Below are 22,133 nucleotides of genomic sequence, written 5' to 3'. Positions count from 1 at the left end.
GCAAACTAGTTGCCAGATGTGCGAACCGTGGGTGCCGGAATCGTTCCACCGTTGAGTTCCTCGGCTGTGAAGGCAGGGCGCGTGCCGGTTCCGGTGCGCACTGCTTCTTCGGGAGCCGTTGTGCCCTCCTGCTGGTTGCCAGCGGTGGAGGGCTGCGCCGGGACGGTTTGCTGCTGCTGTGTCGCCGCGGTGGATCGATGCGGTGCTGTGACCTCATTTTTTGGCTTCGAAGGTGCCTTGATCAGTAGCTTTTCGGATTCTCCCTTTTTCGCGGGAGTCGCCTTTCCGGTGACTTTTCCGGTGGCCAGATCGATGGCTGCGGGAACGCCCGGTTCCACCATCCCCAGCTTGGCCGCCTTCTTGGCAACGTTCTGCGGGGCCTGGAGGAAGTTGACTTCCTGGCGCAGGGCCTCGTTTTCCTGCGAGAGCGAACGTTCCTGCCCCTTGAAGCCCACGACGGAGTACTGGCCGTTGGCCATGGAGATGTTCAACACCAGCATTCCGATGACTGCGGCAAGCATGATCCCAGCAATCAACAACATGAAGGGCACTCGGCGGCGCCTGGCCAGACCGGGAACAATGGAGAGCGTGATGCGCCTTTTGGGTTCCTGCTGCTCCGGCACATGCGCCGGGATAGGAGCTATTTTGAGCGCATTGGCACCAGAGGTCGAGTCATAGATGTGTGACTTCTCCTGCGTTGGTGTCCTAGTGCTCATCATCAGCTCCTTTTCAGAATGCGTTCCACCGCGCGCAGCTTGGCTGACGCGGCTCGGGGGTTTTCAGCAATTTCCCGGTCCGTCGGCTTCTCGGTTCCCCGGGTCAGCGTCTTGAACTGGGCCTTGTGCTCCTCAAGCTCCACGGGGAAGCCGACGGGAGCCGACGATCTGGAACCTGCGGCGAAATGCCGCTTGGTGACCTTGTCTTCCAGCGAGTGGTAACTCATCACCACGACACGTCCGCCGAGGTTCAGCGCACCCATCGCCGCGGGGATGGCCCGGTCGAGTACGTCGAGTTCCTCATTGACCTCAATGCGCAGGGCCTGGAAGGTTCGCTTGGCCGGATGCCCACCGGTGCGTGCAGCGGCTGCCGGCACCACGGAGCGGATCGCTGCCACCAGTTCGCCGGTGGTGCTCAACGGTGCGGCGTCCCGCGCAGCGACAATGGCCGAGGCAATCCGTCCGGCGAACTTCTCCTCGCCCCAGGTGCGGATGATGCGCACCAGTTCGGCTTCGGAATAGTTGTTGACGACATCGGCAGCGGTGGGGCCGGTGGAGGTGTCCATGCGCATGTCCAACGGTGCGTCGTAGGAATAGGCGAAACCACGTTCGCGTTCATCGAGCTGAAGCGACGAAACGCCCAGATCGAAAAGTACCCCGTCGACGCCATCGAACCCGAGGTCTGCAACGACATCCGCGATTTCGTCATAGACGGCATGGACGAGGTCCGTCCGGGCGGCGAATCGCTCGAGCCGAGCACCGGCCAGCTTGTGAGCCTGTTCGTCGCGGTCGAGACCGATCAGGTGCAGCTCCGGGAAGCGTTCCAGCATGGCTTCGGAGTGTCCGCCCATGCCCAATGTGCAGTCGACGACGACAGCGCGGCCCCTAGCCGCGATGCCTGCTTCGATACCCGGCGTCAGGAGACCGATGCACCGCTCAAGTAGTACCGGGACATGACGTTCCGAGGCGGGTCGCTCAGCGGCGCCGTCTGTATTCACCGGGTCCCTTTCATAAGTGTTCACACTGGTCATTTGGCCTGCTTGAGCCAGGTCCCCCTCCGACCCGACGGTTTCCGCCTGGCTCAGGGGAAGTTGAGCCAGGATGAATCCCGTTCGGGCGGCTGGAGACCTGATCCAAGCCAACGCCGGATATCCGACGGATGACAACTCCGTTAGATACCTGAAAGCAATTCGTCATCGGTTTCGGAGAACAGGTTTTCCTGCTCTTCCAAATACGAGTTCCAAGCGGGGGTATCCCAGATTTCAACCCTGGTACCTGCACCGATAACCGTTACCTCGCGGTCCAGTCCGGCATAGGTGCGCAAGGCCGCTGGAATGGTGACGCGGCCTTGCTTATCTGGCATTTCATCCGAAGCCCCCGAGAGGAAAACGCGGGCATAGTCCCTAGCCTGTCGAGAAGAGAGCGGTGCTTGGCTGATTTGCTCATGCAACTTCTCGAATTGACGTTGGCTGAAGACGTAGATGCAACGCTCCTGGCCCCTGGTCAGGACCAACCCATTGGATAGTTCATCACGGTATTTGGCCGGGAGAATTAGTCGTCCCTTTTCATCGAGTCGCGGCGTATACGTTCCTAGGAACACACGCACCGCCTTCCCGTTTGAAGGGCAACTCCACCCGATTCCCTCTCTTTCGCTCCACTTTACTCCACAACCCTCCACTGTCAACGACACTGCCCACTTCCCTTCCCCGGGAATGGCCCGACTTTCCCCGAAAACCACTGGTGGGAAGGCAGAGAGGCCAGTGGAGGGATTTATGAATCCCAGTGCCTCACGGGGGAAAAACGAGAGAAATCGGGGCCAAATCTGGTGACTTCCAGCACAAAATCGGGCACAAATGGCACCACTATGGCTGATTGGGGTCTGAAGTGGAGGAAAAAGTGAGGGCGAAGTGGAGGATCCGCGCGGCACGGTTCACGACGCCGGGACGCCCCAAGGCCACGGAGCTCCTCCGAACCAAGTGGCATATTTTTCAAATTCCATGGTTATATTCAGCGCGTCGACTACGGACATTGCCTAACGGACCGGGATGCGGGCTTGGGCATAAAAAAAGCCCCACCTAGGTGGGGCAGACAAGAGGCCAAGACCGCTTGCATTTTCCGGAACGAGTTCCGGGGTTGAACTCGGCTTAGGACTCTTCTCGTTTGCGCTGTTCCCACTTGTGTTCAAGCTCTGTCATGAAACTCGAACGCGGCCCCGATGGAGAAGCTCCGCCGCGGGCCTTCTCGCGTCCGCGCCCCTTGCGCGACAGTGCCAAATAGACACCGGCAAACATGATCGCGAAGCCGACCACGCCCACCGGGATCAGCTGGCTGGAGATGCTCCAGATCAGCACGATGACACCCGCCACTGCTAGCAGCGCACCCAGCGCAAGATTGCGCGTCGAGTACGCCCCGGTAGTGGCTGCTGATTTCATGTTCGAGGCGAAGCGGTGATCTTCATGAAGCTGCTTCTCCAGCTGCTCCAGAAGTCGTTGCTCGTGTTCGGAAAGCGGCATGATCCCTTCCCTTTCATCCAGCGCTATGGCTCTCGCCCTTGTCATGGTGAACGACCGGCTCAAGCGAAAAGTTCCCGCCCGTGGTCACCGGCAATTCTTTACCTCAAGAGTAGTCCCGGATTGCCTCCAGAAGATAGTCGACACCACGTGTTGTGACACCCCTTTTGGACGAACTTTCATCCTTTCCGCTACCGGGCGTCGCCGCTTTACCGCCATGTCCCCGACATGCCCGGGTTCCGGCTTGAGCGGGTACCCTCTCAGCCCGCCTCGGTGCCGATGGATCCGGGATCGGATCGGTGGCCATCTGGCACGTTTCCGTGCAGGGGGCGGACCAAGGAGGCGGGGCGCAGGGCGCCGGCCGGGAAACGCTCACGGATCCTGTCCACGGCCTGCTCGGCCTGGCGCCAGTTGTCTTCTTGCGCGTCGATGCTCAGCTGATACCCGCCAGCACTGCTTTCCAGCTTTTCGGCACGTACCCCGACTAGCCGCACGGCCTGCGGCCGCTCCCCCAAGCCCTGTAGAAGCGCATGGGCGGTCTTGGCAATGACCCCGGTGGCACTGGTGGGATAGTCGATGCGTTTGCTGCGAGAGAGCGTCGTGAAGTCTGCATAGCGCAACTTCAGCACCACGGTGCCCGCTTCCTTTCCGGACGCACGCAGCCGCGCCGAGACCCTGTGGGCCAGACGCAGGATCTCCCGTCTCAGCACCTCGGTGTCGAAGACATCCACGGCGAAGGTCTCCTCGGAACCGATGCTCTTTTCTTCCCGGGTTACTTCCACCGGCCGGTCGTCCATGCCATGGGCCAGCGCGAAAAGATGGGTCCCCGAAGCCCCATAGCGTCGTTGCAAAGACTTTTCCGTCAGGGCGGCAAGTTGCGCGACCGTGGTGATCCCCGATTCCTGCAATGACTGTGCGGTCTTGGCACCGACACCCCACAGCGCACGGACCGGAAGCGTATGCAGGAACTCCACGGTCCGCGCCGGGGCGATCAGCAGCAGCCCATCGGGCTTGGCCCGGGTCGAGGCGATCTTGGCAACGAATTTATTGCGGGCTATTCCCACGCTTGCCGGCAAGCCCAGCTCCTCATGCATCCGGCGCCGAATGAGTTCGCCGATCTCCCGCGGACTACCCAACCGGCGCATGCTCCCGGTGACATCGAGGAATGCCTCGTCGACGCTGAGCTGTTCCACCAGCGGGGTAATTTCCCTGAAAATGGCCATGATGCTACGTGAGAATTCCTGATAGAGCCCTTGGCTGGGTTCGATCACCACGGCATGCGGTGCCATCCGCATGGCCTGGGACATCGGCATCGCCGAACGCACTCCCAGTGCCCGGCATTCATAGGAGGCCGAAAGCACCACGGAGCGCTCCCCCGCGTGTCCCACGATGACTTGGCGGCCATTTAGCTCGGGCCTAGTCAACAGTTCGACGGAGACGAAAAAGGCATCCATGTCCACATGCAGGATTGCCCGTTCGGTTGCCGTTGCCATGGCATTCATCATAGCCAGCGGCACCGACGGCGACCCCCGGTCTCCGAGCGCTACAGTTGATGCCTAAGCACCTCACCCCTTACAACGGATGGAAATGATGACTGACTCTGCCACGGGCATCCCGGGAACCACAGACGCCCGAGCCTTGTCAGCGGACTTTGCGACGCGTGTGGAAGACCTGCTGGACACGTTCCTGGAAGAACAGCGCGAGATTCTTGCCGGGATCTCACCGGCGGCAGTGGAGCTGGTGTCGGCCATCAAGGACCTGACCCGGGGAGGAAAGCGGCTGCGCCCGATGTTCGCCTTCTGGGGCTTCTTGGGCGCCGGAGGCTCCCCGGATTCGCACCAGATCGTCCGGGCCGGCGCCGCCCTTGAACTATTCCAGGCAGCAGCCTTGATCCATGACGACCTGATCGACCGCTCCGATACCCGCCGCGGCCAGCCCGCTATCCATCGGCGCTTCGAGGCGCTGCACCGCACCGAGGGGTGGCACCGCGACGCGGCACGCTTCGGCGAAGCGGCATCAGTGCTGGCCGGGGACCTCTGCCTCTCGCTGAGCGAACAACTTTTCAGCACCATCATCCCCGCCGTCCCCGGCGCACGGACAATCTTCGACACCATGCGCACCCAGGTGATGGCGGGGCAGTATCTGGACGTGCTCGAGGAATCGGCCGGTCCCAGCTACGGCCCGGCCGAGGCGGTAGCCCGGGCACGGACGATCGTCCGCTACAAATCGGCGAAGTACTCGGCCGAGAACCCAATCCTCCTGGGCGGAGCCCTCGCCGGAGCCGACCGGGGCCTGCTCGAGGCGTATTCCCGCTTCGCCCTGCCCATGGGCGAGGCCTTCCAGCTGCGCGACGACGTGCTGGGCGTCTTCGGCGACCCCGGGATCACCGGCAAGCCTGCCGGCGACGACCTGCGCGAAGGCAAACGGACCGAAATCATCGCCCACGCGCTGACGCTGGCATCGCCCTCCGAGCAGGAATTCATCCAGCAGCGGCTCGGGGCCGAAGACCTCGCCGAAGCCGAGGTGGACTCCATGCGTACGCTGCTTGAATCCTGCGGGGCGCTGAAGGCAACCGAGGATTCCATCTCCGCACTGACTGCCCAGGGGCTCTCAGCCCTGGAGTTGCTGCCGGTTCTGCCCCACCTGCGCGAGGCGCTGCGGGTGCTTGGGCTGGCCGCCATCGAACGCAAGTCATGATTCGGACCTCCACGTGAAACAGGCACGTCCCGCAGATGCGGGCCGTGCCTGTTTTGTCATGCAATGGTGTTACCGGCGCGAGTCCGGTGACCGGTTCGTTACCAGCTCAGGGCCTGCGCGCGGCGGCGGATTTCGGTCTTGCGGCCCAACCGCAGGGCTTCCATCGGGGTTCCGGGCAGGGATTCATCGGCGGTGAACAGCCACTCCAGCAGTTCCTCATCCGTGTAACCGGAGTCGACCAGCACGGAAATGGTGCCCTTCAGGCTTTCGACCAGGTGCCCGTCGAGCATGAAATCTGCCGGAACGGCGCGGACCTTGCCCTTGCCAATGCGCGCGCAGACGATGGCGCGCTCATCGAGCAGACTGTGCACCCGCTTGATGGATACATCCAGCTGCTCGGCCAGGTCGGGAAGGGTCAGCCACTTGGTGACGAGGTTTTCAATATTGCTCACCCACCAAGCGTGCCACATCCACCGCGCCCGCGGGTGCATAAACGCCCAAAACAATCGTTATGAATCTTTCATTTGTTCACTTAAGTGGTGTAGATTCACTTACGTCACACTCGCAACATCAGTCACAGTAGTCACACGCTCCCCTGGGGGGACCACTGCACGGCTGTGCCCAGACGGTCTCCGTCACCACCAGCAGAGGATGTTCCATGGCCCACGTCCCGCAGCGCCGGACCCGTAATATCAGCGTCGTAGCCGGCGCTGCCATCCCCGCCGTAGTTTTCGGGTCGCTAGCCGGCCCCGCACTCGCCATCGAGGCTCCGGCCCGTAGCGGGCTGCAGCCCCGGCTCGTCACCGGAGCAAACCTGCAGGCAGCCGAGGCACGCATCAGCGCACACCTGGTCGCCTCCCGGGTTCCCTCCCTGGGTGCCGCAGCGCCCAAGGCACCCGCCACCACGGTTCGGGTAAAGGGCGGCGACACGCTTTCCGGCATCGCCAAGAAGTACGGCGTCGATGTCGCTGCGCTCGTGAAGCTGAACAAGCTCCCTTCCGCCAATGTCATCGGTGTCGGCCAGGTGCTCACGCTGCGCGGAAAGTCAACCACCTCCTCCGCACCCGCCACCAAGGTGGCCACCGGCACGGCCATCACCTACACGGTGGCCTCCGGCGACACGCTTTCGGGCATCGCCGCCCGCCATGGCCTGACCCTGGCCCAGGTGCTGGCATCCAGCGGGCTGAACCGCAACTCGACGATCTATGTCAACCAGAAGATCAAGCTCAGCGGTACCCGGGCCAAGCCCGCGGCGGCCGCGGCCAATCCTGCAGGCCCCAAGCATTCGGCCGGACCCTCCAGCTATACCGTGGTCGCCGGGGATACTCTCTCGCGCATCGCCGCCCGCCATGACATGAGCCTGGCCGAGCTGTTGGCAACCACCGGCCTGCGTGCCAGCGACACGATCTTCGTCAACCAGAAGCTGAACCTGGGCGGCGGGCAGGCCAAGGCGCCCACCGCATCCACCGCGCCCAAGGCGCCGGCCGCCACGGCCGCCACGGCCGCCACGGCCACAGCCGGTACCGGAAGCCACCTGGTGCGCTCCGGTGACACGCTCTACGGCATTGCCCGGGCCAAGGGCGTCTCGCTGGCGACGCTGCTGACGGCCAACGGCTTCACCTCCTCCACGATCATCTACCCCGGGCAGAAGCTGAAGCTCTCCGGCGTGGCGAACTCTACCCCGAAGCCCGCCACGTCCAATCAGGGAAGCACCACCAAGCCGCTGGTCTCGAACCAATTCCTGCATTACACCTACCCGGGTGCGACGGTGGCCTCGGCCAACGAGAACAAGCGTGAGCTGCTTTCACGTAACCTGCCCAGCCGCGCGGCCATGCAGGTAATGATCGCCTCCACCGCCCGCTCCATGGGCGTGGACCCGTCGCTGGCCCTGGCTCACGCGTTCCAGGAATCAAGCTTCGACATGGCCTCGGTCTCCCCGGCCAACGCCATCGGCGTCATGCAGGTGATCCCGAGCTCCGGCAAGTGGGCCTCCGACCTGGTCGGCCGTCCGCTTGACCTGTTGGTTCCGCAGGACAACGTGACCGCCGGCATTGCGATCATCCGCGCACTGCAGAAGACCAGCCCGAACCTGGACATCGGCATCGCCTCCTACTACCAGGGCCAGGGTGGCGTGCGGAAGTACGGCATGTATCCGGACACCAAGCGCTACGTCGCCAGCGTGCGCACACACATGCTGCGCTTCTAACAACAGGCGAAAAAGCAGCTGCCCGCGACCGGGATTCTCTCCTTGGTCGCGGGCAGCTGCTTTTTCGCCTAGCGGGGGTCCAGTGCGGCCGAGGCTCAGCGCCGCTGGTCGGGCACCGGCAGGTCGATGACCACCCGGGTCCCGGGGCCCTTGCGGTCGGACCAGGAGATGGTCCCGGCCAGCTCGGAGTCCACCAGGGTCCGCACGATTTGCAGGCCCAGGCCCTCGGCGCGAGGCTCGGGCGGCAAACCGACCCCGTCGTCGCTGATGGTCACGCGCAACCGGTCATCGCCCTCCGTGCCGGTGAAGCGTTCGGCGTCGAGCGAGACGAGACCGCTCTTTTCGCGTAGGCCATGTTCGACGGCGTTGGTGACCAGCTCGTTGATCACCAGCGACAGCGGGGTGGCCAGCTCGGCCGGAAGCGGGCCGAAGGTGCCGGTGCGCTCGGTGCGCACCGTTTGGCCCGGTGAGGCGATCTCGGCAATGAGCCGGAACTGGCGCTCGATCAGTTCGTCGAAGTCCACGCTCTGGCTCAGCCCCTGGGACAGCGTCTCGTGCACCGAGGCGATGGTCGCCACGCGGCGCATCGCCTGGTCCAGGCCCTGCCGCCCCTCCTCGGACTTCATCCGCCGCGACTGCATGCGCAGCAGTGCGGCGACGGTCTGCAGGTTGTTCTTCACGCGGTGGTGGATCTCGCGGATCGTCGCGTCCTTGGAGACCAGCTCCTTTTCGCGGCGACGCAGCTCGGTCACGTCGCGGCACAGCACCAGAGCACCGTAGCGGTGCCCCCCGTCGCGCAGCGGGATGGCCCGCAGCGAGAGCGTCACGCCGCGCGATTCGACCTCCGTACGCCAGGGCATGCGCCCGGTAACCACCAGTGGCAGCGACTCGTCGGTCATCCGACGGTCCTTCAGCAGACCGGTGGTGACCTCGGCCAGGGACTTGCCCTCCAGCGTGTCCGCACCGCCCAGGCGGCGGTACGCAGAGACCCCGTTGGGGCTCGCGTACTGCACGATCCCCTCGGAGTCCATCCTGATCAGCCCGTCACCCACGCGCGGGGCCCCACGCTTGGATCCGGTGGGCGTGGCGAAGTCGGGCCACAGCCCCTGGGTGCACATCCTCAGCAGGTCCTGGGCACACTGCCGGTAGGTCAGCTCCAGCCGCGAGGGCATGCGCGAACTGGTCAGGTCCATATGCGAGGTGACGACCGCCAGGGTTCGGCCGTTGCGCACCATCGGCACCGCCTCGATGCGCATCTCTGCGTCCCCGGACCACTGGTCCTCGTCCGGGTGCTGCATCAGCTGGGTTTCCCAGGCGCGCTGCACCAGCGGCTTGAGGTCCTTGCGGATCCGCTCCCCCACGAAGTCGGTGTGGAAGGCGGTGTGCGAGGTGGAGGGACGTACGTGGGCCAAGGCCACGTACGTCCCCTCGGGGGCCGGGAACCATAGCACCAGATCCGAGAAGGCCAGATCCGATACCAGTTGCCAGTCCCCCACCAGCAGGTGGAGCCATTCCTCATCTCCAGGGCCGAAATCGGCATACTCGCGAATCGGGTCCGTGAAGATGGCCAAGGAATTACCTCCGTACGATGGAACGCAACAGCCGCAGGGCCACCGACAGGGACGCCATGTCATCGCGCTCCAGCCGGTTCACCTCAGCGAACATGTTCTTTGCACGATCCAGATTAGCCGCGTTGCGGCCTTCCCAGGTGATGACGCGCGCGAGCGCCTGACCCGGTTCCGGTGCGTCCTCGAGCACGTCGCGGGTGAAATCGATGACCGTGGAGTACAGGTCATCGCGCAACGCAGCCCTCGCCAGTGCCTGCCAGCGGTCGGCCCGCGGCAGGGAAGTGATGCGCTCGAGCAGCGAATCCACCATGAAGCGCTCGTAGATCACGTAGTAGATCTTCGCGATCTCTTCCGCCGGCTCGCTCCTGCTGGCAGCGAGCCGCGCAATGTCCAACAGCACGAAGCTCTCGAACTGGCTGCTGCGCAACTTGGCGAGATCCTCGGGCATGCCCCAGGCCAGCGCTTCTGCCTTCCAGGCCTTCTCGCGTTCGGCATCGACACCGCGGACCAGCGAACCAACGCGCGATCGCAACGAACGCACTGTCGCGGAGTACTTTTCAATGTTCTGCGAGACAGTATTACCGCGGTCGACGTGGTTGATGAACCAGCGCGTACAACGGTCGAGCATCCGGCGCATGTCCGAGTGCGCACGGCAGGCGTGCTCGGCCGGGAAGTCCGCCGGCAGCGCGGCAAGGCCGTCGAACTGCTTATCGAACTCGTAGATCCCCCGCAGTGCGACGAAGGCCTTGGCTACCATCGCCTCGGACGCACCGGTTTCCTCCATGGCCCGGAACGCATAGGTGATGCCACCCATGTTGACCATGTCGTTTGCCACCATGGTGGAGATGATCTCCCGGCGCAGCGGGTGCGTGTCCAGTTCGGCGGCGAAACGGTCGCCGATCTGGTGCGGGAAGTAATCGCGCAACGTGGCGGCAAAGTGCGGATCATCCGGCAGGTCGCTGGCGGCAAGGGCCGATGCCAGCTGGATCTTCGCGTACGCAACGAGTACTGCGAGCTCCGGTGCCGTGAGCGACTTGCCGGTTGCCAGGCGTGCCTCGAGCTCCTCCGTAGTGGGCAGGAACTCCAGCGAACGGTCAAGGTCAGCATGCACCTCGAGCCAGTCCATCAGCCGTTCGAAGGCCGCGGCCCAGGAGGAAAGCTCCTGCTTTTCGTTGAGCAGCAGTACGTTCTGGTCGAAGTTGGTCTTCAGCACCAGGCGGCCGACCTCGTCGGACATCGAGTGCAGGAACGCGGCGCGTTCGGCCGGATCCAGCTTCCCTGCGCGAACCATGCGGTCCACGAAGATCTTGATGTTCACCTCGTGGTCCGAGCAGTCGACACCGGCGGAGTTGTCGATGGCGTCGGTGTTCAAGATGACGCCGTTCAGTGCCGCTTCGATGCGGCCACGCTGGGTCATGCCAAGGTTACCGCCCTCGCCGATCACCTTCACGCGCACCTCGGCGCCGTCGATGCGGATCGCGTCGTTTGCGCGGTCTCCGACCTCCTGGTGAGTCTCGGCGGAGGACTTGATGTAGGTTCCGATGCCGCCGTTGTAGAGCAGGTCGGCCGGTGCGCGCAGGATTGCCTTGAGCAGGTCGTTCGGTGCCATGGCGCTCACCGTCGCATCCAAGCCGAGCGCGGCGCGGATTTCCGGGGAGACCGGGACCGACTTCAGCGAGCGCGAGAAGACGCCGCCTCCGGCCGAGATCAGGTCCTTGTCGTAGTCGGCCCAAGAGGAACGCGGCACCTCGTACAGGCGCGCACGCTCGTCGAAGGCGGCACCCGGCTCCGGGCTCGGGTCCAGGAAGATGTCACGGTGGTCGAACGCGGCGATCAGCTTCACCGTGCGGGTGCGCAGCAGCCCGTTGCCGAACACGTCACCTGACATGTCGCCGATGCCGACGGCGGTGAATTCGTCGGTCTGGGTGTCCAGGGCGAATTCGGAGAAGTGGCGCTTGACCGATTCCCAGGCGCCGCGGGCCGTGATGCCCATGGCCTTGTGGTCGTAGCCGATGGATCCGCCTGAGGCGAAGGCATCGCCAAGCCAGTGGCCGCGGTCTTCGGAGATCACGTTGGCAATATCGGAGAAGGACGCCGTGCCCTTATCGGCGGCGACCACCAGGTAGGTGTCATCCCCGTCCAGGCGCACGACGCCGGTCGGCGGGACCACGTGCTCGCCGGTTTCGTCGGTGACTAGGTTGTCGGTGAGTTCCAGCAGCGAACGGATGAAGATCCGATAGGCTGCCTTGCCCTCCTCCATCCAGCCGTTGCGGTCAACTGCCGGGTTCGGAAGTTCCTTGGCAAAGAAGCCGCCCTTGGCGCCGGTGGGCACGATGACCGAGTTCTTCACCATCTGCGCCTTGACCAGGCCCAGCACCTCGGTACGGAAGTCCTCGCGGCGGTCGGACCAGCGCAGCCCGCCACGGGCGACCTCGCCGTAACGCAGGTGCGTGCCCTCCACGCGCGGGGAGTAGACCCAGATCTCATACTTCGGTCGCGGGAACGGTGCGCCGTCGATCTTGCCCGGCAACAGCTTGAAGGCCAGCGCCTCGGGGTCGTTGTAGTAGTTGGTGCGCACCGTGGCCTCGATGAGGTTCACGAAGCGGCGCAGCAGCCGATCTGCGTCAAGGGTCGGGACCTTTTCCAGAGCCGCCGCCAGCGCCTCGTGCGCCGCGGTGCGGATAGCCTCGCGTTCGGAAGCCGAACGCTCCGGGTCGAATGTGCCCTGGAACAGTGACAGCAGCGCGTGGGTGACGTCCGGGTTGCCCAGCAGCGTGTCGCAGATGAACAAATAGGAGTTGGTCACACCGAGCTGGCGCAGGTACTTGGCGTAGGCACGCAGCAGGCTGACTTCGCGCCAGTCCATGCCCTCATGCAACACCAGGCGGTCGAAGGCGTCGGACTCGGAGCGCCCGAGCACCACGGCGGAGTATGCGTCCGAGAGCCGATCCTGAGTGGCCAGCGGTTCCACACCGTCGGGGAAGTGCAGTCCCAGGTCGTAGAGGTAGCGCACTTGGCCGTCGCCGCGGGTGATCTCGAACGGGCGTTCCTCCACGACCTCCAGGCCGAGGTTCTGCAGCACCGGAAGGATCCGGCTCAGCGAGATCGGGGCCGTGAGGTAGAGCTTCATGCGGGCGTTCAGCGGGCTGTCTTCGGGCAGGTCGGCCGGGACGTAGAGGTGGATGACCGGACCCTCGTGGCCCGGTTCGTCCAGGACCCAGAAGCGTTCGATGTCGGCCAGCGCGTCCTCGACCTCGAATTCGACGCGATAGGCGGCCGGGAAGGCGTTCGCCCACTCGGCGGAGAGTCGGGCGGCTTCCTCGCCAGCGAAGCGCTCGCGCATCACCTGGTCCACTCCCTCGGACCAGGAACGCACGGCGCGAACCAGGCGGTTCTCCAGTTCTGCGCGGTCGACCTGCGGGACGGAGGCGCCCTTGCGCAGACGGATGCGGAAGAACACGCGTACCAGCGAGGACTCGGACATGCGGACCTCGAAGTCCACCGTCTGGGCGCCATAGGCTGCCTTCAGCTCGGCTTCGACGCGCAGGCGCACGCTGGTGGTGTAGCGGTCACGGGGCATGTACACCATCGCGTTCATGAAGCGCCCGTACACGTCGGGGCGCAGGAACAGCGAGGTCCGGCGGCGTTCCTGCAGGCTCAGGATGCCCAGCACGGTTTCGGTGAGGTCACCGACCTCCATCTGGAACAGTTCGTCGCGCGGGTAGGTCTCGAGGATGGTCAGCAGGTCCTTGCCGGAGTGCGAGTCCGGGGCCAGGCCCGAGTGCTCGAGCACCGCGTCGACCTTTTCGCGGACCACCGGCACGCTGCGCACCGAGGAGGTGTAGGCACTTGAGGCGAAGAGGCCGATGAAGCGGCGCTCGCCATTGACGTTGCCCTGCGCGTCGAAGGACTTGATGCCGACATAGTCCAGGTAGACCTTGCGATGCACGGTGGAGCGCGAGTTGGCCTTGGTAATGACCAGGGCGCGCTTTTCGCGGGCCTTGGCGCGGCCGGCCGGGGTCAGCTGCTGGGTCTCGGAGGCCCGCACGGCCAGGCGCATCAGGCCCAGACCGCTTTCGGTGTTGATGCGCAGCGCATCCTCGCCGTTCTCGGTGATCAGGTCGTAGTCGCGATAGCCCAGGAAGGTGAAGTTCCCGTCGTCGAGCCAGCGCAGCAGGTCGATGGCTGCCTGCAGGTCCGGGATCTGTTCGGCACCGGCAACGGTGCCCAGCGAATCGGCGATCTGGTGGACCCGGTCGCGCATTGCGGGCCAGTCTTCTACCGCGGCACGCACGTCGGCGAGTACGCGCTCCAGGCCGGCGATCAGTACCGCCGCCGCCTCGGCGGACGAGCTCCCGCCGATTTCGATGGCGATCCAGGACTCAATCCGGGTGTTGCCGCCGGTTTCCAGCAGTTTGGAGATGTCGGGAAGGGCCGCCGTGTCGCCGCTGGCGATGGAGGCATGGGCCGGAACCTCGTTCAGCGCGATGATCTCGTTGCGTCCGTCGCGGCGGTTGACCAGGAACGTCGGGTGCACGACCAGGCCGATGGCCAGGTGCTGGGCGACGATTTCCGCGGTGACCGAGTCAACCAGGAACGGCATGTCGTCGGTGACCACATAGACCACCGAGGTTCCGCCGTGGGTGCGCACCGCGACCCGTGAGGTGCCCGGATCCCGGTGGTAGCCCACAGCCAAGTGCGCGGCAACCCGTGATGCGAGTTCGTCCGGGGTGTACACCCGGGCGTCCTCCTCGGCCACGTGCCCATAGTAGTTTGCAACAAGTTCCGGGGTGATGGTCTCAGCGATGAATGCTTCGGACATGCCGGACTCCGACGAGTTCAAAAGAACGCCTCCGTGTGTGGATTTTGCCCGACGCGCCATTGCGTCGAGCCGATATTATTCAACCCTAGCGGTCATGATTAGTCGCGTCACTTTCGACGCGGAAAACCGGTGGAAAATCCGCTTTTCGGTCGGATTTCGTGCCCGGCGAGCCGGGCCATGGCCTCCCGGGCCGGAGACCTGGGCGCGGTTTCTGCCAGAACGGTGCCGGCGAGCAGAGCGGCATCGGTCGCCGCCCTGTCCGAGGGCACGTATACCCCGATGGGCACAGCGGGTCCGAAGCGCTCCCACGTCTCGTTCAGGGCCCGTTGCGGGGAGGGGCCGACGGTGGCGGTCGCAACCTTGTTGAATACCACCTGCGGGTTGGCGGCCGGCAGGACCTCCGCCAGTTCCTCCAGAGCCCGCAACAGCCTCGGCACGCCTATCGCGTCCGCGGACCCCACGGCATGGAGCGTGTCGGCCTGGCCGAGCACGGCAATCGTCGCCCCGTTGCGTTGCGGTGCGAGCGTGTCGAAGCTCAGGTCCTCGTCCAGTTCCAGCGGCGCCGCGACGTCCACCACTATCGTGTCGAAGCGTGTACGCAATGCTGCGAGCACCCGGTGGATCGAGGCCGGACGCAGCTCGGGCCAGCGGTTGGGCCGCGGCAGCCCGGTGGCCACGGCCAATCCGGTTCCGGCAATGCGCACCCTGGCGCAGGCACGGTCGATGCCCTCGCTTTCCAAACGGCCCTGATCCGCCAGCCGGCAGAGCTGGGCAAGTCCCGCGGCCTCATCCAGCAGCCCCAGCTGGATGGCGATGGATGCGCCATAGGTATCGGCATCCACCAGGATCACCCCGCGCCCGGCCAGCGCAGATTCGGCCGCATAGTTCACCGCGAGCGTCGAACGGCCTGGCGCTCCCCCGGGACCCCAGAAGACCACCACCTTGCCGCCGCCGGCCGGATCGGCAGACTGGTCAGCCATCGTGGCACCCGGGGTTGAACGCCCTGCCGAGACTGCGGCGCAGGCACGTTCGAGGATTGCATTGATCTCCTCGGCCCCGGCATCCGGCGGGGCCAGGATGGCCCCGAGGGCAGTCAGCCGTTCCGACTCCCCCTGCTCGGCTCCAAGGACCAGGACGGGAATGCCGCGCTCAGCCAGCGCATCGAGGGTGGCGGCGTCCACCAGCACCGAGGGACCGGCCAGCAGCACCACGTCGATGAGGCCGGTCTCGGCAAGGGCCACCGCCTCGAGCAGGTCCTCGCAAATGCGGGCCACGGTCACCGCGCCGCGGTAGTGTTCGAGCCGCTCGACGATGCCCCGCTCATCGCCCCAGATGGCAGCGGAGATGCTCATGGGGTGGTGGCCGACGGATTGAACACCACGGTAATGTGCGCCTCGTTGGCCATGGCATCGAGCAGGGGCGCCAACTTGTCATCGGGGACGAGAAGCTCGATGACTTCGCCCTGGCTGCCACCGAACCCCGATTCGAGCTCGCGCCGGGCGCTGACCTCGGTGGCCTGGAGCAGAAGAGTGGGGACGGCGTAGCCGTTGGCCGTCTTATCGCGCAGCGCCACCCAGACATCGACACGGGCACCGGTGGTGATGGCCGCGGGCAGCGACTTCGGAAGCTCAATGGACACCGGTCGGCGGTTTCCGGTCCCGGGCAGACCCAGATCTCCCACGGGTATCAGGTGTCCGGCCCGCAGCAGCGTGTTCGCCCGGGTCCCGGGTGCCGGGGCCGCCCCTGCGCCCAGATAGCGGTCCGCCAGGCCCTCCAGCCTGACGTTTGCGATGGCGAGGGAGTCGGCAGTGACCGGACCACCCAGGGGGATGTCGGCTTTTGCCACGTACATGGGCGTGGTTTCATCCAGCCCCGCGACCAGGGCGGCGGTTCCCGCCACGGAGGCCAGCACGATCAACGTGCCCACTATCAGGCGCGGATCCTTCCATCCGGGCTTGCGCAGCCGTCGGGCGCCCTCCTCCGCCGTTTTCCCGTTCGTGCCCATTGCAGCCCCCTCCATGTGCCTGCCGGCGGCGGGGAATGCCGAGCAAGGAGCCGGGATCCCGCCGTGGCGACTAACGATATGCCCGCGGACACCCTGTGGCCAGAGGCCGAGGGTCCGGATCCGCCTCCTGGCTCGTGCGGCTGCCGTTCGCGGGCCGCCAGCTCGGAGGGGGCCGCGTGGCCCCGGCGGGCCCGGCGGATCCACACATCAGACCAGGTCCGGCCCGTCGGCCAGCGGTTTTCCACAGCGGTCGGTCCCGGGGTCGTTCAATCGGGCATGATGAGGCAATGGTCCAGGTGATCATGGAGTTCGACGGACTCTTCCGGGCGGGAATACTCGCCGGCGAGGAGTTCATTGTCCGCTTCCGTGCACAGCCCGCGCTGGACGCCCTGGACGCCTTGGTGGACAGGGCGCATCTGCTGGCCCGCATTTCGTTGGTTCGCAAGCTCATCATCGTGGTGCCGTCCATCATGGTCCCCACCATCAGCACCGGCGTCATCGTGCTGCCGAGCGGTGGAATCGGGCTCGGATTCTCCGTCCGCATAATGGGCGCCGCCGCGCTTCTGGCCTTCTTGCTCCGCGCGTTCGTGGGTACGATGCCGATGAACATCAAGGTCAACGAGACCTGGAGCGCCGATGACCCGCGGGCCGACTGGAAACGGCTCGTCAAGCGCTGGGAATTCACCGGTATGTTCAGGGCAGCGGTGGCCCTGCTCGCCTTCGCGTTACTCCTGGTCGCTGTCGCCGTGCGGATCGCCTGGGCCTGAACCGGGCGATCGGCCGACGCCTCAGGTTTCGCGGCGGATGGCGGCGATGGCGTGCAGGGGGATGAGTTGCACCCGGCGCACGGCGGGTGCCCGGCGGTACTGGTCGCGTTCGTGCACAGCCAACTGCACGAAGTCCCGAGAGGCGCGGTCCAGTGTCCCTTCCCCGAGGCTGGTTCCGTCGATGCCATAGACCCTGACCCGGCAGCGGTCTCGCACCAGTGCCCGCAATGCGCCGCCGATCCCCAGCCCCCGATCGGCGGCAGCGTCGGCTGCGGCTGCGGTTCCCTGCCCGTCGGGGGTAAGTCCGATCGATGCCATGCCCGCTTCGATTACCAAGTATTCACGGCCCTCGGCGTCGAGGATCAGCCATCCGCGCCCGGTATGCGCCAGCCGTCCGTGGATCGCAGTGCCGCCTAGCAGCCTGACCTCCAGCTGACGGCCAACCAGCGGACGCAGCCTGTCCGCGAGCAGGTGCCGGGTCAGTTCGACGCGGACCAGCTCTTGGATTTCCGCAGCTTGACCGCTCCATTGCTCGGCCCGGAGCTGGGCTTCCAGATCCTCGAAGAGCGATTCCCATCTCATGGCCATACCTTAGGCGTCTTGCCCTCCACACCCCTAGACAGCGATGTCCCGGGGTGGCATTCTAAATGAACCAAACGAACACAAATAACATCAAATGTACTCAAACAACATTGGATGACGTTGAAATGAATCGTTACGCGCTGCGCGACATCGCCTCGCTGGCCGGCATGGTCGGATTCGGGTTTGTCCTGGCCCACAGCGGCCTTTCGCTGCTCCAACACCTCCCGCCTGGTTTCGATGGCAGGCAGACCATCACCGTGCCGGAACTCGAATACCTCATCGGCATCGCCTATTCAGCACTGGGACTGCTGTTGCTGGGCTGGGTCCTGCTGGGAGCCATCGCCGCGTCGGCATCGGTCGTCCTGTCCCGCCTGGGACTCACGCATTGGGCCGACTCCGCCAGGCGGCTCGCCCCGGGCTTCATGTACCGGCTCCTCGCCGTTGCGCTGGGCGGTTCACTGGTGCTGGCACCCGCGGCTCAGGCCGCGCCCGTTCCCCCGGAGACCACGGCCGCCGCATCCATCGGGCCCCGCTCCGACCCGGCTGCGCTACGGGACCCGGCAACGGCAAAACCCTCGCCCGGAACGGGCCTTGATTCCATCCCGGGACCGGGCTGGCAGCCGCAGCATGTTTCACTGCCGCTCAAGCGCCTCCTGGGCGGCAGCACACGGGACCCGGATTCCCGGCAGGTGGTGGTGCGCCGGGGCGACTCGCTCTGGACACTGGCCCAACGGGAGCTGGGCCAGGATGCCCGGATGGCCGATGTGGCCCGCGCCTGGCCCCGGTGGTACGAAACCAACCGCCGCACGGTAGGCCCCGACCCGGACCTGCTGGAGATCGGCACCGTCCTGGAAATTCCAGCACGGCAACGACCAGAAGATGCCCACTAGCTTCCACCCACCACGAGGAGACCGTCATGACGCTTTTGGCAGCACCGGAACCGCTCGTCCTGCACCTTGCCAACACGGCTGCTTTCGGAGCCACCCCGGCCCATGCGCCCCGGGCCCGGCGCTTCCCGCCACAGGCGCCGCGACTCGACCCGCAACGCCACGAGCCAGGCGGGCCTGCAGTCCGGAACCCCGCGGTTCCGGCCGAGAGGCCCGGCGAAGACATAGAGGACATCGGCGAGTCGCTGGCGGCGCTGGGCGCCGCACCCGATACCGGGGCACCCTTCCTTTCCACGCACACCAAGGCCGATCACGAGGTGGCCCTACTGGCACGCGCCCTGGCGGCCGCGACGTTCGAGTCCCTCATCGGCCAGCGTCCGGTGCAGCAGCTGGCCCGCTGGTATTCCGCCGACTGCCTGGCCAAGCTCAGCCGGCGCCGGGAGCTGCTGAGGGCCTCCTGCCCCGACCCGGGGGCACGCTCATTCCATTGCCCCTGCGTCCGCCAGGTACGGGTGTCGCGGCTCAGCGACACCATCTACGAGGCGGCCGTCGTCGTCGACGAAAAAACCAGCGTCCGTGCCGCCGCCCTGAGACTGGAGCGGTGGCGCGGACGCTGGTTGGCTACTGCGCTGGAGATCGGTTAGCGCTTGTTGCCCTTCTTCTTCTTGTTGCCCTTGTTGGCCGGCTTCTCGGCCTTGGCCGACGCCGAACGCTCGATGTGGGTGCTCGCCTCGCCATCCTCGGTCGGAGCGGTGAACTGCAGCTGCGAGGGCTTCTGCGGTGCGTCGAGGCTCGGGGTGTTCAGGACGGGGCCGCTGGTGACGCCGCGGCCGTCCTTGACGCCCGGCAGGGACACCGGAGCCGGAGCCGCCACCTCAACCTCGATGTTGAACAGGAAGCCGATGCTCTCCTCACGGATCGCCTCCATCATCGTCTGGAACATGATGAAGCCCTCGCGCTGGTACTCGACCAGCGGATCGCGCTGGGCCATGGCGCGCAGGCCAATGCCCTCTTTGAGGTAATCCATCTCGTAGAGGTGTTCCTGCCATTTGCGGCCGATCACCGAGAGCACGACGCGGCGTTCGAGTTCACGCATGTTCTCCTCGCCGAGGGATGCCTCACGGGCCGCGTACTGCACGCGGGCGTCGGAAAGGATCTCGTTGTGGAGGAACTCGCTGGTCAAAGCGCCGACGCCACCTGCTTCGGCAACCACCTCTTCGATCGTCAGCTCGATCGGGTAGAGCTGCTTGAGGTTGGTCCACAGCTGTTCCAGGTCCCAGTCGTCCGCGTGGCCCTCGGCCGTTGCCTCGGAGACCATGGCGGTGACCACGTCCTCCAGGAAGTGCTCGACCTTCTGCTTCAGGTCCCCGCCCTCGAGAATGCGGCGGCGGTCCCCGTAGATGGCCTCGCGCTGGCGGTTCATCACGTCGTCGTACTTCAGCACGTTCTTGCGCTGTTCGGCGTTGGAGGATTCCACTTGGCCCTGCGCCGTTTCAATGGCCTTGGAGACGATCTTTGATTCCAGCGCCATGTCATCGGGCATGGAGGGGTTGTTCATGATGCGCTGGGCAGCGTTGGCGTTGAAGCGGCGCATCAGCTCATCGGTCATCGAGAGGTAGAAGCGCGATTCGCCCGGGTCGCCCTGACGGCCGGAACGGCCGCGCAGCTGGTTGTCGATCCGACGCGATTCGTGGCGTTCGGTGCCCAGCACGTACAGGCCACCGGCGTCGCGGACCTCTTCGGCTTCGCGCTCGACCTTGGCCTGCGACTCCTCGAAGACACCGTCCCAGACGCGCTCATATTCCTCGGAGTTGTTCTCCGGGTCCAGTCCGCGACGGTCCATTTCGGCCACGGCCAGGAACTCGGCGTTTCCTCCGAGCATGATGTCGGTACCGCGGCCAGCCATGTTCGTGGCGACCGTGACGGCACCCTTCTTGCCTGCCTGGGCGACAATTGAGGCCTCGCGGGCGTGGTGCTTGGCGTTGAGCACCTCGTGGCGGATGCCCTCCTTGGCCAGCAGCCGGGAAAGGTATTCGCTCTTCTCGACGCTGGTGGTGCCGACCAGGATCGGCTGTCCGGTTCCGTGGCGTTCGGCAATGTCCTTGACGACCGCATCGAACTTCACGATTTCGTTCTTGTAGATCAAGTCCGACTGATCGGAACGGCGCATCGGCTTGTTCGTCGGGATCTCCACGACGCCGAGCTTGTAGGTGCCCATGAATTCGCCGGCCTCGGTCTGGGCCGTGCCGGTCATTCCGGAAAGCCTGCCGTAGAGGCGGAAGTAGTTCTGCAGGGTGACCGTGGCCATGGTCTGGTTCTCGGCCTTGATTTCCACCCCTTCCTTCGCCTCGATGGCCTGGTGCATGCCCTCGGAGTAGCGTCGGCCGGCCAGTGAACGACCGGTGTGCTCATCGACGATCATGACCTCGCCGTTGATCACGACGTAGTCCTTGTCCTTCTTGAACAGTTCCTTGGCCTTGATGGCGTTGTTCAGGAAACCGATGAGCGGAGTATTCGAGGCCTCGTAGAGGTTGTGAATGCCGAGCTGGTCTTCGATCTTCTCAATGCCCGACTCGAGCACGCCGATGGTGCGCTTCTTGATGTCGACCTCGTAGTCCTCGTCCAGGACCAGCTTGTCGACCATGCGTGCGAACTCGGAGTACCAGCGGTTAACGTCGCCCTGGGCCTGGCCCGAGATGATCAACGGGGTACGTGCCTCGTCGATGAGGATCGAGTCGACTTCATCGACGATGGCGAAGTTATGGCCGCGCTGGACGAGTTCATCCGCGTTCCAGGCCATGTTGTCGCGCAGGTAGTCGAAGCCGAATTCATTGTTCGTCCCGTAGGTGATATCCGCTTCGTACTGCTTGCGGCGGACCGAGGGATCCTGGTTGGCAAGGATGCAGCCGCTGGTCAGGCCCAGGAAGCGGTAGACGCGTCCCATGATGTCCGACTGGTACTCGGCAAGGAAGTCGTTGACCGTGACTACGTGCACGCCCTTGCCGGAAATGGCATTGAGGTAGGCCGGGCCGGTGGCGACCAGGGTCTTGCCCTCGCCGGTTTTCATCTCGGCAATGTTGCCCAGGTGCAGAGCGGCACCGCCCATGAGCTGGACATCGAAATGGCGCATGCCCAGGGTCCGGTCGGAGGCTTCGCGCACCGCGGCAAATGCCTCGGGCAGCAGGGCATCGAGCGAAGTCCCGTCCTGGTAGCGCTGCTTGAACTTGTCCGTCTCGGCACGCAGCTCGGCATCGGTAAGACCCCGGAATTCATCTTCCAGGACGTTGATCGCGTCGGCGTATCCCCGCAGTTTCTTCAGCGTCTTCTTGTCGCCGGTCCGCAAGATACGTTCAAGCATTGATGCCACGTGGCA

The 22,133-nt window shown here is 65.1% G+C and carries 17 protein-coding genes; 5 read left to right on the top strand and 12 right to left on the bottom strand.

Annotation, left to right across the window (positions count from 1 at the left end; genetic code table 11):
- Window positions 1–5: 5 nt before the first annotated feature.
- The 5 genes from E9229_RS13795 to dinB form a co-directional block, all read right to left on the bottom strand.
- Window positions 6–716 carry a hypothetical protein gene (locus E9229_RS13795; RefSeq protein ID WP_183512185.1) on the bottom strand — a complete coding sequence of 237 codons (711 nt, stop codon included), beginning with the start codon at window positions 714–716 and terminating at the stop codon, window positions 6–8.
- A gap of 2 nt (window positions 717–718) precedes the next feature.
- Complete coding sequence (rsmH, locus tag E9229_RS13790) at window positions 719–1,747, bottom strand: 16S rRNA (cytosine(1402)-N(4))-methyltransferase RsmH (RefSeq protein WP_183512184.1); 1,029 nt, start codon at window positions 1,745–1,747, stop codon at window positions 719–721.
- Window positions 1,748–1,887: 140 nt separating this feature from the next.
- Complete coding sequence (gene mraZ / locus E9229_RS13785) at window positions 1,888–2,316, bottom strand: division/cell wall cluster transcriptional repressor MraZ (RefSeq protein ID WP_183512183.1); 429 nt, start codon at window positions 2,314–2,316, stop codon at window positions 1,888–1,890.
- 544 nt (window positions 2,317–2,860) lie between these two features.
- Entirely contained in the window at window positions 2,861–3,229 is a 369-nt protein-coding gene (locus E9229_RS13780) for a DUF3040 domain-containing protein (RefSeq protein ID WP_183512181.1), read from the bottom strand.
- Window positions 3,230–3,486: 257 nt separating this feature from the next.
- Window positions 3,487–4,719: a DNA polymerase IV gene (gene dinB, locus E9229_RS13775; protein ID WP_183512180.1), complete on the bottom strand. Its 1,233-nt coding sequence runs from the start codon at window positions 4,717–4,719 to the stop codon at window positions 3,487–3,489.
- A gap of 97 nt (window positions 4,720–4,816) precedes the next feature.
- On the opposite strand from dinB, the gene E9229_RS13770 reads away from it, so the two are divergent.
- Window positions 4,817–5,923: a polyprenyl synthetase family protein gene (locus E9229_RS13770; protein WP_183513060.1), complete on the top strand. Its 1,107-nt coding sequence runs from the start codon at window positions 4,817–4,819 to the stop codon at window positions 5,921–5,923.
- Window positions 5,924–6,021: 98 nt separating this feature from the next.
- Here E9229_RS13770 and E9229_RS13765 read toward each other — a convergent pair whose 3' ends face one another.
- A complete protein-coding gene (locus E9229_RS13765; RefSeq protein WP_183512179.1) occupies window positions 6,022–6,375 on the bottom strand; it encodes an Rv2175c family DNA-binding protein in 354 nt (117 codons plus the stop codon).
- A 206-nt stretch (window positions 6,376–6,581) separates the two neighbouring features.
- Here E9229_RS13765 and E9229_RS13760 point away from each other — a divergent pair, with 206 nt between their 5' ends.
- On the top strand, window positions 6,582–8,129 hold the full coding sequence (locus tag E9229_RS13760; RefSeq protein ID WP_183512178.1) for a lytic transglycosylase domain-containing protein: 1,548 nt from the start codon (window positions 6,582–6,584) through the stop codon (window positions 8,127–8,129).
- A gap of 95 nt (window positions 8,130–8,224) precedes the next feature.
- Here the strand turns inward: E9229_RS13760 and E9229_RS13755 are convergent, their stop codons facing one another.
- The 4 genes from E9229_RS13755 to E9229_RS13740 form a co-directional block, all read right to left on the bottom strand.
- A complete protein-coding gene (locus tag E9229_RS13755; protein WP_183512176.1) occupies window positions 8,225–9,700 on the bottom strand; it encodes a sensor histidine kinase in 1,476 nt (491 codons plus the stop codon).
- A 4-nt stretch (window positions 9,701–9,704) separates the two neighbouring features.
- Window positions 9,705–14,519, bottom strand: a complete 4,815-nt coding sequence (locus E9229_RS13750; RefSeq protein ID WP_183512175.1) for an NAD-glutamate dehydrogenase — start codon at window positions 14,517–14,519, stop codon at window positions 9,705–9,707.
- A 107-nt stretch (window positions 14,520–14,626) separates the two neighbouring features.
- Complete coding sequence (locus tag E9229_RS13745; protein ID WP_183512174.1) at window positions 14,627–15,871, bottom strand: AAA family ATPase; 1,245 nt, start codon at window positions 15,869–15,871, stop codon at window positions 14,627–14,629.
- Window positions 15,868–16,524, bottom strand: coding sequence for a CpaB family protein (locus E9229_RS13740; protein ID WP_183512173.1), 657 nt, complete (start codon window positions 16,522–16,524; stop codon window positions 15,868–15,870). Before E9229_RS13740 ends, E9229_RS13745 begins: the two co-directional genes overlap by 4 nt.
- A gap of 287 nt (window positions 16,525–16,811) precedes the next feature.
- Between E9229_RS13740 and E9229_RS13735 the strand changes: the two genes are divergently transcribed.
- On the top strand, window positions 16,812–17,291 hold the full coding sequence (locus E9229_RS13735; protein WP_183512172.1) for a DUF1772 domain-containing protein: 480 nt from the start codon (window positions 16,812–16,814) through the stop codon (window positions 17,289–17,291).
- A 21-nt stretch (window positions 17,292–17,312) separates the two neighbouring features.
- Here the strand turns inward: E9229_RS13735 and E9229_RS13730 are convergent, their stop codons facing one another.
- Window positions 17,313–17,873 carry a hypothetical protein gene (locus E9229_RS13730; protein ID WP_183512170.1) on the bottom strand — a complete coding sequence of 187 codons (561 nt, stop codon included), beginning with the start codon at window positions 17,871–17,873 and terminating at the stop codon, window positions 17,313–17,315.
- Window positions 17,874–17,998: 125 nt separating this feature from the next.
- Here E9229_RS13730 and E9229_RS13725 point away from each other — a divergent pair, with 125 nt between their 5' ends.
- Both E9229_RS13725 and E9229_RS13720 read left to right on the top strand, forming a co-directional pair.
- On the top strand, window positions 17,999–18,763 hold the full coding sequence (locus E9229_RS13725) for a LysM peptidoglycan-binding domain-containing protein (RefSeq protein ID WP_183512169.1): 765 nt from the start codon (window positions 17,999–18,001) through the stop codon (window positions 18,761–18,763).
- A gap of 26 nt (window positions 18,764–18,789) precedes the next feature.
- Window positions 18,790–19,404, top strand: coding sequence for an Rv3235 family protein (locus E9229_RS13720; RefSeq protein ID WP_183512168.1), 615 nt, complete (start codon window positions 18,790–18,792; stop codon window positions 19,402–19,404).
- On the opposite strand, the gene secA is transcribed toward E9229_RS13720, so the two are convergent.
- Window positions 19,401–22,127, bottom strand: coding sequence for a preprotein translocase subunit SecA (gene secA / locus E9229_RS13715; protein WP_183512167.1), 2,727 nt, complete (start codon window positions 22,125–22,127; stop codon window positions 19,401–19,403). The two genes, E9229_RS13720 and secA, sit on opposite strands and share 4 nt — an antisense overlap.
- Window positions 22,128–22,133: the final 6 nt, after the last annotated feature.

The organism is Paeniglutamicibacter cryotolerans (assembly GCF_014190875.1).
In the GTDB taxonomy this organism is placed as follows: Bacteria; Actinomycetota; Actinomycetes; order Actinomycetales; family Micrococcaceae; genus Paeniglutamicibacter; species Paeniglutamicibacter cryotolerans.
The sequence above is the reverse complement of the archived record's forward strand: the minus strand, read 5'-3'. Positions and strand labels throughout refer to the sequence as shown.

Bases quoted from the DNA above. Each gene is read 5' to 3' on its own strand.
- E9229_RS13740 (WP_183512173.1), bottom strand. From the start codon at position 16,524: ATGGGCACGAACGGGAAAACGGCGGAGGAGGGCGCCCGACGGCTGCGC.
- E9229_RS13750 (WP_183512175.1), bottom strand. From the start codon at position 14,519: ATGTCCGAAGCATTCATCGCTGAGACCATCACCCCGGAACTTGTTGCA.
- dinB (WP_183512180.1), bottom strand. From the start codon at position 4,719: ATGGCAACGGCAACCGAACGGGCAATCCTGCATGTGGACATGGATGCC.
- rsmH (WP_183512184.1), bottom strand. From the start codon at position 1,747: ATGACCAGTGTGAACACTTATGAAAGGGACCCGGTGAATACAGACGGC.
- E9229_RS13725 (WP_183512169.1), top strand. From the start codon at position 17,999: ATGAATCGTTACGCGCTGCGCGACATCGCCTCGCTGGCCGGCATGGTC.
- E9229_RS13795 (WP_183512185.1), bottom strand. From the start codon at position 716: ATGAGCACTAGGACACCAACGCAGGAGAAGTCACACATCTATGACTCG.
- E9229_RS13770 (WP_183513060.1), top strand. From the start codon at position 4,817: ATGACTGACTCTGCCACGGGCATCCCGGGAACCACAGACGCCCGAGCC.
- E9229_RS13735 (WP_183512172.1), top strand. From the start codon at position 16,812: ATGGTCCAGGTGATCATGGAGTTCGACGGACTCTTCCGGGCGGGAATA.
- E9229_RS13780 (WP_183512181.1), bottom strand. From the start codon at position 3,229: ATGCCGCTTTCCGAACACGAGCAACGACTTCTGGAGCAGCTGGAGAAG.
- E9229_RS13730 (WP_183512170.1), bottom strand. From the start codon at position 17,873: ATGAGATGGGAATCGCTCTTCGAGGATCTGGAAGCCCAGCTCCGGGCC.
- E9229_RS13760 (WP_183512178.1), top strand. From the start codon at position 6,582: ATGGCCCACGTCCCGCAGCGCCGGACCCGTAATATCAGCGTCGTAGCC.
- E9229_RS13720 (WP_183512168.1), top strand. From the start codon at position 18,790: ATGACGCTTTTGGCAGCACCGGAACCGCTCGTCCTGCACCTTGCCAAC.
- E9229_RS13745 (WP_183512174.1), bottom strand. From the start codon at position 15,871: ATGAGCATCTCCGCTGCCATCTGGGGCGATGAGCGGGGCATCGTCGAG.